Origin of the sequence: Scytonema sp. PCC 10023 (genome assembly GCF_963920835.1) — a bacterium.
GTDB lineage: Bacteria > Cyanobacteriota > Cyanobacteriia > Cyanobacteriales > Nostocaceae > Kalymmatonema.
Genome location: NZ_CAWUDP010000169.1, coordinates 1 through 12255, shown reverse-complemented (window position 1 = coordinate 12255; position 12255 = coordinate 1). Strand labels below are relative to the sequence as shown.

11 protein-coding genes are annotated in these 12255 nt (G+C 43.4%); 2 read left to right on the top strand and 9 right to left on the bottom strand.

Annotated elements, in window-relative coordinates; genetic code table 11:
• Positions 1–140 precede the first annotated feature (140 nt).
• On the bottom strand, positions 141–305 hold the full coding sequence (locus ACM0OZ_RS45830) for a hypothetical protein (RefSeq protein WP_414589632.1): 165 nt from the start codon (positions 303–305) through the stop codon (positions 141–143).
• Positions 306–320: 15 nt separating this feature from the next.
• On the opposite strand from ACM0OZ_RS45830, the gene ACM0OZ_RS45825 reads away from it, so the two are divergent.
• Together ACM0OZ_RS45825 and ACM0OZ_RS45820 are read left to right on the top strand one after the other, a co-directional pair.
• Positions 321–578, top strand: coding sequence for a hypothetical protein (locus ACM0OZ_RS45825; protein ID WP_414589631.1), 258 nt, complete (start codon positions 321–323; stop codon positions 576–578).
• A gap of 81 nt (positions 579–659) precedes the next feature.
• Positions 660–1238, top strand: a complete 579-nt coding sequence (locus ACM0OZ_RS45820; protein ID WP_414589630.1) for a Uma2 family endonuclease — start codon at positions 660–662, stop codon at positions 1236–1238.
• A 63-nt stretch (positions 1239–1301) separates the two neighbouring features.
• On the opposite strand, the gene ACM0OZ_RS45815 is transcribed toward ACM0OZ_RS45820, so the two are convergent.
• The 8 genes from ACM0OZ_RS45815 to ACM0OZ_RS45780 form a co-directional block, all read right to left on the bottom strand.
• Positions 1302–2501, bottom strand: coding sequence for a DUF4159 domain-containing protein (locus ACM0OZ_RS45815; protein ID WP_414589629.1), 1200 nt, complete (start codon positions 2499–2501; stop codon positions 1302–1304).
• 287 nt (positions 2502–2788) lie between these two features.
• Complete coding sequence (locus ACM0OZ_RS45810) at positions 2789–3829, bottom strand: phage tail protein (RefSeq protein WP_414589628.1); 1041 nt, start codon at positions 3827–3829, stop codon at positions 2789–2791.
• A gap of 14 nt (positions 3830–3843) precedes the next feature.
• On the bottom strand, positions 3844–6045 hold the full coding sequence (locus ACM0OZ_RS45805; protein ID WP_414589627.1) for a putative baseplate assembly protein: 2202 nt from the start codon (positions 6043–6045) through the stop codon (positions 3844–3846).
• A 2-nt stretch (positions 6046–6047) separates the two neighbouring features.
• Positions 6048–6464, bottom strand: coding sequence for a GPW/gp25 family protein (locus tag ACM0OZ_RS45800; protein WP_414589626.1), 417 nt, complete (start codon positions 6462–6464; stop codon positions 6048–6050).
• Positions 6465–6610: 146 nt separating this feature from the next.
• A complete protein-coding gene (locus ACM0OZ_RS45795; protein ID WP_414589625.1) occupies positions 6611–6997 on the bottom strand; it encodes a DUF4280 domain-containing protein in 387 nt (128 codons plus the stop codon).
• Positions 6998–7162: 165 nt separating this feature from the next.
• A complete protein-coding gene (locus tag ACM0OZ_RS45790; RefSeq protein ID WP_414589624.1) occupies positions 7163–9088 on the bottom strand; it encodes a phage baseplate assembly protein V in 1926 nt (641 codons plus the stop codon).
• Positions 9089–9400: 312 nt separating this feature from the next.
• Positions 9401–10186, bottom strand: coding sequence for a hypothetical protein (locus ACM0OZ_RS45785; protein WP_414589623.1), 786 nt, complete (start codon positions 10184–10186; stop codon positions 9401–9403).
• A 30-nt stretch (positions 10187–10216) separates the two neighbouring features.
• Positions 10217–12255, bottom strand: a 2039-nt coding sequence (locus tag ACM0OZ_RS45780; RefSeq protein ID WP_414589622.1) for a hypothetical protein, incomplete at its 5' end; no start/stop codon positions are given.

Here is a 12255-nt window from a genome sequence, read left to right as displayed (position 1 = left end):
CTCTAGACCCAGATTACCGTAATTTGTGGTTCAATTACCTGAAAATTGCTGTAAGACTGTCGCAACAAGAAAGCGCGATCATACGCTCATCAATCTTCATGCATGGGCGATCGCTTAACTGGTTACCAGAACGTAAGCGATTAGGCGATCGCTAGTCTCTCAAGAATGCTTATAAACCGAAACACTCCCTTTTTTCTGGGATCTGTTTGCTGAGGTTTTGCAAGCAATGCCCACCCTACAAGATTAGGCGATTGCGCGGAGCGCACTGCCCCTTGGGCGATCGCTCTTGTTTTCCCAAAAACCAATCAAATTCGGACAAGATGATTAGGGTTCCGATTGCACTACCGGGCTGGCGAGGCTTGCGGGATGGTTGGGGTTCGGCAATCACTTTGGCGACGGTGCGAGCTGCGCGAAGCTATCGCCGGAAAAAATCTGCACTTCTTCACCGGGTTGCAGACTTGCAATCAGTTAGGGTAAACGAAGTTGGGCTTCTGCTTAAGTGCATCATCCCTGGTTTTCAAGTTATGGACTTGATCAGTTACCAGCATATGAGGCAGACACACGTTGTTTACGGCTGACTGTTAACATAGATGTAACCTGCGATGAGCAAAATCGCCCAGTTAATTTCTTATATCGATATCCCCGCTAGGTGTAGGGTTATGACTATTTTGACATTAAATTTAGATACCGTTCATTTGACTGACGAACAGTTCTATGAGCTATGTCAAAATAACCGCGAGTTACAGTTTGAACGAACATCCAGGGGAGAGTTGATTATTATGCCACCTGTTGGAGGGGAGAACGGTAATCGAGAAGCTGATATAATTATTGATTTGGGAGTTTGGAATCGGCAAACAGGTCTTGGTTATACCTTCAGTTCCTCTACTGTATTTAAGTTACCCAATGGCGCAAATCGTTCTCCTGATGCTGCTTGGATTCAAAAGAAACGTTGGGAAGCACTCACGCCAGAACAAAGACGCAAGTTTCCCCCCATCGCACCGGATTTTGTTGTTGAATTAAGGTCAGCTACAGATGATTTGGAACTGCTGCGCGACAAAATGCGGGAATATATAGATGCAGGAGTACAATTGGGATGGTTGATTAATCCCCAGCAGCAACAAGTAGAAATTTATCGTCCCGGGGTTGATATGGAAGTGCGAAATCTACCGACAAAATTAACGGGTGAAAATTTATTGCCTGGATTTAGTTTGAGTTTATCATCCTATTTATATGAATAGATTTGTTGGGTTTCGTTACCTCAACCTTGTATTTAAGGGTAGAGAGGTTAATACTAGACAAGCTTACCACTGTCCTGCGTAGTCTTCCTTCTGCAAACCTGTCAACTGCCGCCGTTTCCAAGCATAATTAAGAATATTAATTCCCAATTCCTGGGCTGTGCGAATAGTTAGCCTCGGCAAAGACAATGCTTTATCTAGCCCCCATGCTGATGCCAAGTCACCAATTGATAATATAATTCCTCCTCCTACTTGCAGTTGAATAATTTGTTGATTGATGATTGGCAAGGCTGCAAATAAGAAAGGTTTTGTTCGTAAAGGATGGTCTCTTCTCCACTCTTCTAAAGGTTTTAAGGGAGAGTCCAACTGCTGAGCTAAACTTTGAACACTTTCAATCAAAGCAGTAGCACTTATAGGAACATCAACTAACAGCACACCCCCATCGCTGATATATTTTTTTAAGGATTCTAATTCCGGGCTATTAAGAGAAAGTGCTTGTTGACCTGTGAGATAAAGTAAGTCGTAATCTTGAATATTTTCTTCTAAGGTGACTTGATAAACTTCATCCGTTCCTCGTAAAAAAGGGTAAAGAGGTTCTATAGCTTGTAATAAATATGAGAGTTGAAAAAAGTTATGAGAGCATTCAGTATCGCCATGATTCACTTGAGCCATGCGAATAATTGCTTGTGGTCTGGCTTGTGCGAGATTGCGAAAACGCAAATCGATATCGTTATATCCAGGAAAGAAAACATCAGGTGGTTGGGAAATAGAAACTGGACCTGGTGGTAAGATGAGTCGGCAAATTTCTACTTCTAAACTGTTTGGTAAAGTGCTTTTTTCATCAATTCGGAAAGTTTCTTGAACAACATCTCCTTGTACTTCTCGCCGCAATTGATCGGGATCTACATAACTGACTACTAAATAAACCGTGACAGGATCGGTATTGGTGACTTCTGTCGCAATCCGAAAGTCAATCGCATTGGGTACAACAATCACATGACCCGTCAAATCAATTGCAATTCCAGGTTGGATTTGTACCCAGCGATCATCGCGATATCGCGCTTCTACTTGACGCGGGGCGGGAATAACTCGGACTCCCAAGCCACAAACTATGCCTGGTTGATTTAAAGATTGATAATGAGCATTTTGCCTCTGACGGTGGTATTCATGCGCCTTGCGCCAACGTTCGGCATTTATTAACAGACCATCTGTGGGATGGAGACGCTCCAAGGATTTGATAGTTGGTGGTGGAAAGGGGTGGGTCATTTGAATTACGGATTTTCAATTTACAGTGACCAGTGACCAGTGACCAGTAATATGATGTCCGGCAAATTACCCATAATTACAGAACCCCACCCCTAACCCCTCCCCGCAAGCGGGGAGGGGAACTTTGGCGTAGCCACTCATCGGGGTGGGGTTTTCCGGAATTTGTCGGTAATTGAGCGGACATGATATAACCAGTGACAAGTGTGGAAAGGGGTGAGTCACAAGAATTACGGATTTTCAATTTACAGTGACCAGTAACCAGTGTGGAAAAGGGTGGGTCATAAGAATTACGGATTTTCAATAGATAAGTCATATGTACAGAAGGCGGGCTTTTCTTGCTCAATGATGCGTCGTACTAGTTCTTCATCAAGACTATTGCGATGGATAGGACGCAACTTCACCGAAAAATGGTAAGGTTTTCCACCCCCTAAAACAGCTCTTTCTCCCAAATCTGCAGCCCCCAATACAAAACCCGGACCAAATGCTTCAATGATACTGATCCGTTTATCAGATTCGGGCAAATCTTCATCTAATGGTAAACCCGTGTAGAGATGCAAATACAGACGCAAACCCTTACGAGTTCCGCGCCAACGGTAAAGTTCTACAGCACGGCGAATCAAACGGCGTTGCTGAGGCATTTCCCAGTTAGCTTCAACTGACCAACCTACCCAATGTGCTAAAAACGGTAACAAAGTTTTTGGTGCTGTCAAAGGGTCAAGGTTTGCCCACATGACGTTGAAACTGTCAATGATTGGTTGATAAGTCTGCTCAAAAATTTTGATGAAGCGACCAATAAAGTCTACTTCATGATATAGTGCAGGCAAAAAGTGAATATAGGCACTGTAAGGACGTATATAAAGACCAAAATCAGCTTCTTCAATTTGCTCGTACTCAGTGCCTGGATCGATTTTGACAACAACCCGACTGCGATAATTTAGCTCTAACTTTTCTTTTTTACCAACGCGGAGTGCTTCTTGATCTTCAAAAAATGAAGCAGGAACTTGAAAATAAAGCACAGCATCCATCTGCGCTCCAGGCGCAAGTTCACTACCCTCTGTTCCCAGTTGACACCATTCTATGGGAAAGTCGCCTTCAATCCTCCAACTTAAGCGTATGGTCTGTTGCAGCAAGTTCTTGACTTGCACAATCATTTCGTTAGGCTCTCCTGGATGAAGCACCAAACTAGAACCAACGGGTGTATCTAATGTTGCATTTGTTATATTTTCTGCATCAGCCAAATCTAAGCCAGCTACAGGTGCAGACTCAGAAATTCGCATTGGTGTTAATTGAATCTCGACGGTTTTTTGCCAACTTCCAATTTGAACCATATCAGGATCGACCCTTAACGAGTGATAAAATTGATAGTATGGCTTGAGCGCAAACGACTATCCGCCCAAGAACAAACCAAACCTAACAATCCTGGATCAATCATCTGTTCTGGGGAGTTTTGACGAACCCAAGTATCGCCAATTTTACGTATTGGAAACATCAAAACCGGACCGAGATAGCGCACTCCAGGGGTTTGTTGTAGCAAGGCAATAATATCCGAAGTATACACGGGTCGTCCAAAAGGCCATCCTTTACCATCTAAACCGCCAGTCAGAGGATTTAAAAATTGATACAAGGCAATCTGTAAGTTGAGCACAATCTCTCGTTGAGCGAGAGGATTATTATAAGTAGGTTCTAAAGCAATCTCTGTCTGAACGGAAACACCAACATAATCGGGTTCTTGAAGTAGGACTTGCACTCCTAGCAGGCGTCGGTCCTCTAAGTATGCCAAAATCTGTTCTTGAAGACTTGGTTGGAGTACAAACGCTTCTGGGGCTATGCCTTCTGCTTGGGCGATCGCATCGGTATTTGCTTCCGGTACTATAACCAAACGTACTATTCCCGCATCAGTACTTGCTGTTGCTGACAAACAACGAACACGAGCCACTGCGCCTGCACCTGCACGCTGTGCTAAGACTTCAAAATCTTCAGCAGTGACGGCGCGATCGCGGGTGCGTAGTATTCGGGGTGCTCTTAAGACAGCTTGTTCCAAGGATTCAGCATCAGCGCCATTAGTAGCTGGTTTGTGGTTGATGGCACGAGCGATATAAGGAAAAGCTGACCTTAAAAATTGGAGCGTACCACTTTGAACATTGCCTTGGCGACCTCCTCCCGTGCGATAGGCTACCATGACGATTGTTGATCCTCGCGGGGGAATTGCGCCATATTGGTGTTCAAAAGCTCGCATTTCTGCATCGTTCACCTGTGTTCTTAATTCATAAGGCTGAGGCTGCTGTATCTTAGAACGAATTTTTGTTTTTCTTTGTAACTGGTCAGGCTCGCGAATTAGCGGTCCAAACTGGACTGTACCCGTGAGAGAATCAATTGTGTAATGGCGATCGTCCGGTCCAGAATCGGCAAAATCTGCAACTTCTTGCCATCTCTGAGGTAAACCTCCAGGGGGAGTGACAAGGATATACTCATCTTCTCGACGCTCTAAAATGGCAGACCCTTGCAATTCATAAGTCTGACCGGGCGTACCATCACTAATTCCCAAGCGTTCATCTTCAATGAAAGTACTGTGGCTTGCCCTGACTGTACCGCCAATCGATTCCACTGCTAGACTAATAATTCTTGGAGAACTGTTGTAACTGGGCTGATTACCTTCTGGCTCTGTTAAAACGCAGCGTATCCAGCGACCTCTATAAGTGGTAAAGTTTGCCACTGGCCAACTTAGAGGTAAATGGAGAATAACATCTGCTATTTGAGCGGGATTGTCATCAAGTTCTGCAATTTCATGAAAACTGAAGCCCCGCGTTGCATCATCGGCTTCTTGCAACAAAACTGGTTGCCATTTTTTACCATCCCACGCTTCCCATCGACGAGGTGGTTGATTGGGATTGATACCAGTTGGCGATGCCGCAGCTCCTTGAAACGTGATTGATAAAACATTTCCCTCTATGGGTTCATTTGGTTCCATGACAAGGTAAAAGCAGTTACCTGGTTGTGGATTTTCTTCAAACAGAAGTTGTTCATTGCCTTCCCACGTGCCATCTGGTTGACGCGTCCATTGGTTGCTGACGCGATCGCGCAAAATGAGAGGAGAGTCTTCGGTAGTTTGAGATGTTAAAAAGTGCCGCAGACTTGGTTTGCCGATTAGCAAAGGAGAGTCAGTACTGAAAACGACTGCTTCCGTCATTTCAGTTCCCAAGGTTGCCACTTGTAACCCAGCCGGAATAATATAGGTTTGTGAAAAATATGTTGTCAGATAAAAAGTAATATCTGTTCGTGCTGGAGCTGGAGGCTGAAGGCGTATCCCCAGTAATTCTAAAAAAGCAACATAGTTTTTACGCGGAACTTGGTTAAATCTCAGCAACATTTGGTCTGTCAACCAAGCAAATAATTCAATCAGTGTAATTCCCGGATCACTCAGGTTGTGATCTGTCCACTCTGGGCAGTAGCGCGGAATTCGTAGAACACACTCTTCTACTAATTCATCAAAGGTGCGATCGTCCAGATTGGAATTAGGCAATTTAGGTAAAAAATCGAATTCCACAATTACTCCGCTACTGAAGCCAGATAAAAAGGATAGACAAAGCTATAAATGTCATATTCGTCTTTCAGACGATAATTGATGATGATATCTACTCTGCCCCGCACTGGGTCTGAATCGGTTAGCACTTCATCGATAACAATGCGAGGCTCCCAAACCTGCAACGCTTCTAAAACATACATCCGTATTTGGATCAAGGTTTTGCTATTTAATGGCGCAAACACCAGTTCTGACAAACGCGAACCAAAATCAGGTCGATACAGGCGCTCGCCCACCCCAGTGCGTAAGATAATCCAAATAGCTTCCTTAATCTTTTGATCGTAAGAGCTAAGCTGTAGTCCCCCTTGTAAACTCACATGCAGGGGGAAAGCCCAGCCCCTTCCTAAATAGTCTTGTTCCTGACTATCAATTGCATCTAACATAAGACAGCCCTTGCTAGTACATCTTTTTAAGATATCGGGAGGAAGGATATAAGCCTATTCGCCAAAAGTCTAGGTTAACAGTGCGTATCGGCAAGCGAGGTCTGTAAAGTTGCAACTGGTAGGTACTGAAATGACCAACTGCATTTTCAGGGGATGAATACGGTTGTTTGACCGGCGTTGATGACCGTAATCACACCCGCCCATGCACACATTAATGTAGATATATTATTCAGCGCTGGGCTTTTGCCAATCAGAACAGTAGGCGAACCGGGTTTCCACGGGGCGGGAATCACAGGCACACAAGGCATGGGAGTCAACACGCCTAACGCGGCTGCGGTGGCGGATGCAACTGTTGGATTTGCCAGAGACATACACATACCAAAAGGCATAATATTAACCATTGGCTTGTAATCCAAAATGTTAGCATCTGGCGTGCGAGTTGATACCCGGTTGATTGGCGGAACTGCCAACAAACTTGGTGCTACACCAAAGCTACACCTGAGCGTTGCGCCAGCACATACTTGCAGAGCCATAATTTATTCTTTCCTCAAATTAACATAAAATTTCCTGAATACCGTAGCACTCATCAGGTTGTGTTGCAAAAACTACAATATCGTTAACTCTTGCGTGTACAGATTTTTTCACTCAGCAGTCGGTCCCGCAGTATACCTCGTGCTTTCATTTTGACAACCTCCTAACTAATTTAAAAAAATTTGTTTACCATTAACTCTTATTACTGCCCCAGCCTTAATGTTGATATTAGCCTTTGCTTCTATGGATAAATTTCCTATAGACCTTATAGAAATATCTCCTTTCTTGTCATTCATCCTAATGAAATGCCCATTTTTGGTTTTGATTTCTATTAGTTTTTGACTATCATTCAGATATATTTTATGACCCTGAGCGGTTTCAATGCGGATACCAGTGTGGCTCGACCTTTTTTCTTCTTCTATAAACTGTAGGGTATGTCCGGTACGCGTCTCAAAGGTACGCAATCGCACGTTTCCTGGTTTCTTTCCGGCTTGAAGTTTGATTGTTTTTGGGGCTGGGGGCTTCGTTTCCTGAATCATGCGATTATTTAGTTGAGTAATGACACTGTCTTTTACTGATGTTGGCATCTTGTCCTTTCCATTCCAGACTCCACCAATGATGTATGGACGGTGGATATCGCCATGCTCAAAACCTACCAAAACTTCATCATCTACTTCAGGTAAACAGTCAAACCCCTTCTTGTATTGACCGGCTCCTATAGCCACAACTCTAGCCCAGTAACTTTCATGTTCTTCTACCTTACCAGCTTGATTACCTTTACTACCTTTACCAGGTAGCTCGGTAAGCTTGCTCGATCCCGGTTGATTTGGTGGCGTCAGGGTTGGGAAATAGACTTTAACTCTGCCCATGTCTTCAGGATCGTTGTTATCAGTGACAATGCCAACCAGAAAAGTTTGACCGGGTTGTAAGCGCACGGGTGTTGAAATAGTTGCGAATAAACTTCCACTACCTAGTCCTCGCACACTAAATTCAGTGTGATAAACCCTTCCGCTATATATATGGCGTGTTTCTGTAACGTAATATTGACCGCTATAGCGAGCGCCTAAGCCGTCGATTGTTACAACTCGTCCAGGTCTGATTTTGGGATTGCCCTCAGATCGTGCATCTGCATAAATAAATTCTCCTCCCAGTTCATCACACAACGCCTGAGCCATCGCTTTTGCTTCGGCGATCGTAGACACAGGTTGATCGACTACTGTTATTTTGGATGGCTCTTTGAGATTAAATTGATCAATAGCAACACTTCCTAACTTGCTACCAGTCTTTGTAAGTAGGTTTTCTGATGTAGCTGTTTGGGAGATCGCTTGTTTCTTAGTGTAGTCCCAACCGCGTACCTCTACAGAGTGTACCTGGGGAGCAGTAGTAATACGGGTTTTAAAACTATTAATGTCATCTAGCCATTTGAGTTGTAATGAACTTTGACTCGCAGGCTTACAAAAATTCAGTTTATTGTCTTGTACATACAGTTCATATCCAATGCGAGCGGCTCTTTCCCGCAGAAACTCCATATGAGTTTGATTCTCTTGAAAGACATATTCATGCTTCTGACCGCTGTTATCGCTCCTGTTCATAGTTATCCCTGTTCGCGTTGCAATATCCTCTACTATTTCGGTATCGCTCATCTTTAAATATGAATAATTATGACGACCTCTATGGAGACGATGGGAAATATCGTAACCGCGAACAATAATGGGAGCTTCTGAGCCCTCGTTAAAGCTAACCTCAATTCCTGTAATTTCACCTTCAATTAAATATCCTTCCAGTGCCTGGTTAAAATTAGTATCTTGGGTAGTAGCAGAAATAAAACCTAGTTTGACTTTGTTACCAATTTCAAACAATTTTTCATATCGCCAAGGTTGGTATTCTGGGCGTTTGCTAGTAGGACAATAACTATTGTGTATTACCAATGTAAACATTGCTGGTGCATGAAGGCTTTCTTCTACAGTGATTTGCAATAAATCCTTCAATAAATTATCCATTTCGTCAATAGAAACTGGTAGCCATCTATTAGTGCGACCACTCAACAACTGTATTCTCGGAAGAGCTAGATAACGGCTTTTTTCTGTAGACATAAGTCCTAATTAAAATGATAGTTTGGTGAACAAGATTGAAGAAGAATCCAGGAGTCAGAATCCAGGAGCGGAACCGGAGACACTCCGCCTCCGGTCAAAATCAATTGAATGAAGCGAAGGTCTGACACGTAAAAAATTAGCCAGCGTTGGTTTTGTTGATTCCTGGGTCAAAACGCGTACCCGTTCTATTAAGGCTAGGGGACAATGCATCGGATTCAAACCCCAACCAATTGTGGACACCTGCAGACGGTGGGGTTTTAAACCGTTCGGCTCTCGCTCACGGCGAAGCCCATCTATTCATCCGCCCTATGCCTACGGCACCCCCTTACCGCCCCGTGAACCACTACCTTGTGAACCACCACGCCGTGAACCACTACCTTGTGAACCACCACGCCGTGAACCACCACCCCGTGAACCACCACCCCGTGAACCACCACCCCGTGAACCACCACCCTGTGAACCACCGGCCTGTGAACCACCGCCTCGTAAACCACCAGGTCCCTGGCTAGGCGGAACGTCGCTTTTGTCTACTTCTCGTAGTTGAATATCGACCAACGCTCTGACAGGTGTACCATCAGTTAAAAACATGGTTAGTGTGTAGGTTAAACTTTCAATGACGCAGGGAAAATATTTATTGTCTCCCCACACAAATATATAGACTGGGGGACGCTGATCGTTGGTACCCTGAATACTTTCCACACCTTTCTTAATATTGTTTATATATTTCGTCACTACTGATTCTTTCGTTTCGTAAGTGTCAAATAATAGCTGTTGAAGAGTGAATTGGTATGGCTCTACCCCAGAAAAGTTTATCTTTGGTAATAGAGTTGTTCCTCTATTACCAGCTCTGTGTGTCCAGTTAACACTTCGCGAGAAGCTAATTTCAGTTGGATTAAACATGACTTCAATGTCTGGAGCTTCATTATTACATGCCATTAGTGTTGCTTTTGCAAGCTGCGGATTCAGTTTATTGGGTTCTGTCGGTTGTGTTTTAGTACCATTATTAGGTTGATTAGCAGGTGGAGCTTTTGCAGTGTTACTAGGTTGATTAGCAGGTGGAGCTTTTGGAGTATTAGCCGGGTTAGGTTTAGGTGGCATTTATTTAGATACTATTACTATTATTAAAAATTACCAGGGTAGGCGACCTGAGTATATGCCATTACCATGTCTTTCTCTTTCAATTTCCAATCGTTGGCGCAATCTGTTATATATTTCTCGGGCAAGAGTTTCGATCTCATCAGCAATTTTATCCTTAGTTGGAAGAGAACAACGAAAGCTTTTTATAGTTTCTGTTACGGGTTGCGCTTCCGTATCAATATCGGATGGAATGGCTTCATTGGATGATGTTATCTTATCGGTTGCAGCGACTTTTTCTTTGTTACCAAAACCTTTTAACACAGATTTTCGCTGAATCGTAGTTTTTGGCGATTTTGAAACTGTAGGAAGTTTTGAATTTTCCCTACTAAATTTTACATGTTCTGAATCAATTCCTGTAGATTGATTGGTACTGGCACCTAGCAATTCTTCAACACTCGACCACTGAGAAGGTGCTGTTTCAGACGGAGAGTTAGTAGCAGGAGTTGATTGTTGGAAAACTAAATTAGGCAATGAATATTGATCTGAGTGTTTCTCCACTTTTCTTATACTGTTTTCTTTTGTATAAGCCTGAATAAAAGTAGGTCTTGAAAGACTTTGTCTTCCAACAATTTCCTGACCGATTGACGATGAAATCAGTGCATGAGATGTTGTAGGTAAAGTAGCATCGAAACTTTCCCTTTGTATTAAACTTTCATTAGAATAATCGGTATGAATAGAATGATCTGGAGCTAAAGCTGATTTTCCTTCATCTTGTGAATTTAGGATCTCTTTAGGGGAAATAAAATTCTCTGGTCTTCCCCCACTATTTATGTGTTCTAGCAGATTAAGATTTTTCTGTGTGTCCTGGGCATTAATGACAAACTCTCCAGGAGTCAGCATGGCAGGAACCGTATCGGAGGGCGCTATACTCTGGCTACCTTGAAACTGGGTAGTCGCTACCTGACCCCCAGTCGCAAAGCCTGTAGGTGCTGGCAAATTATCAAAAGAGGGGTTTTTTGGAGATGATTCATTCAGGAAATCCCTCATAAGGTCTTGCTGCACCAGTGTGGATTCATCTCCCAAAGTGGATGGGGTAGTTGTTGATACACCAGGTATAGAAGTTGATTGTGAGTTGTTATTTACGTCTGGTGCAATGACTGTTGGTGTTATTGGCGGAATTTGTTGTGATGTCGAAGTACTTGTGTTATCTACGTTGGGTTGCGATCGCAGTGTTGTTTGTGTTTGTGTAGTACTATTGTTGGGTACATCTGAAACACTCGGTTGAAAAGATTGTGTTGTTTGTGTCTCTATGGTGACATTGTTGGGTAGAACTGAAGCAGCAACTGGAGTCAATGTTTCTGGTGTAGGTACAACAGTTGGAGAATTGGCGGCTATCTCTTGTTCCGCGTTGAGAGAGTGCCGCATCAGTGTAGATTCATTCCCCAAACTGGGTGGGGCAGTTGTTGATACACCAGGTATAGAAGTTGGTTGTGAGTTGTTATTTACGTCTGGTGTAATGACTGTTGGTGTTATTGGCGGAATTTGTTGTGATGTCTCAGCGATTGGTTTATGTTGGCTGGGTTGAGAAGGTTGTGTTGTTTGCGTCTGTGCAGTGACATTGTTGGATAAATCTAAAATGCTGGGTTGAGGTTGTGCCTTTGTGGTGACATTGTTGGGTACATTTGATTCTTCAACTGGAGTTAATATATCTGGTGTGGGTACAACAGTTGGAGAATCGGGGGTAATCCCTTGTTCCGCGTTGAGAGACTGCCGCATCACTGTAGATTCATTCCCCAAAGTCGGTGAGGCAGTTGTTGATGCACCAGGTAATTGAGTTGGTTTTAACTTGTTATTTACGTCTGGTGTAATGACTGTTGGTGTTACTTTTGGAATTTGTTGTGATGTCGAAGCCGTTGGTTTATGTTGGCTGGGTTGAGAAGGTTGTGTTGTTTGTGTTTGTGTAGTGCTATTGTTAGGTACATCTGAAACACTCGGTTGAAAAGATTGTGTTGTTTGTGCCTCTATGGTGACATGATTGGGTACATCTGATTGTTCAACTGGAGTTAATATATCTGGTGTAGGTACAACAG

What these genes read in the sequence shown, in the direction of transcription:
- ACM0OZ_RS45795 (WP_414589625.1), bottom strand. Translation starts at nt 6,997, where the DNA reads ATGGCTCTGCAAGTATGTGCTGGCGCAACGCTCAGGTGTAGCTTTGGT.
- ACM0OZ_RS45810 (WP_414589628.1), bottom strand. Translation starts at nt 3,829, where the DNA reads ATGGTTCAAATTGGAAGTTGGCAAAAAACCGTCGAGATTCAATTAACA.
- ACM0OZ_RS45785 (WP_414589623.1), bottom strand. Translation starts at nt 10,186, where the DNA reads ATGCCACCTAAACCTAACCCGGCTAATACTCCAAAAGCTCCACCTGCT.
- ACM0OZ_RS45800 (WP_414589626.1), bottom strand. Translation starts at nt 6,464, where the DNA reads ATGTTAGATGCAATTGATAGTCAGGAACAAGACTATTTAGGAAGGGGC.
- ACM0OZ_RS45820 (WP_414589630.1), top strand. Translation starts at nt 660, where the DNA reads ATGACTATTTTGACATTAAATTTAGATACCGTTCATTTGACTGACGAA.
- ACM0OZ_RS45790 (WP_414589624.1), bottom strand. Translation starts at nt 9,088, where the DNA reads ATGTCTACAGAAAAAAGCCGTTATCTAGCTCTTCCGAGAATACAGTTG.
- ACM0OZ_RS45815 (WP_414589629.1), bottom strand. Translation starts at nt 2,501, where the DNA reads ATGACCCACCCCTTTCCACCACCAACTATCAAATCCTTGGAGCGTCTC.
- ACM0OZ_RS45825 (WP_414589631.1), top strand. Translation starts at nt 321, where the DNA reads ATGATTAGGGTTCCGATTGCACTACCGGGCTGGCGAGGCTTGCGGGAT.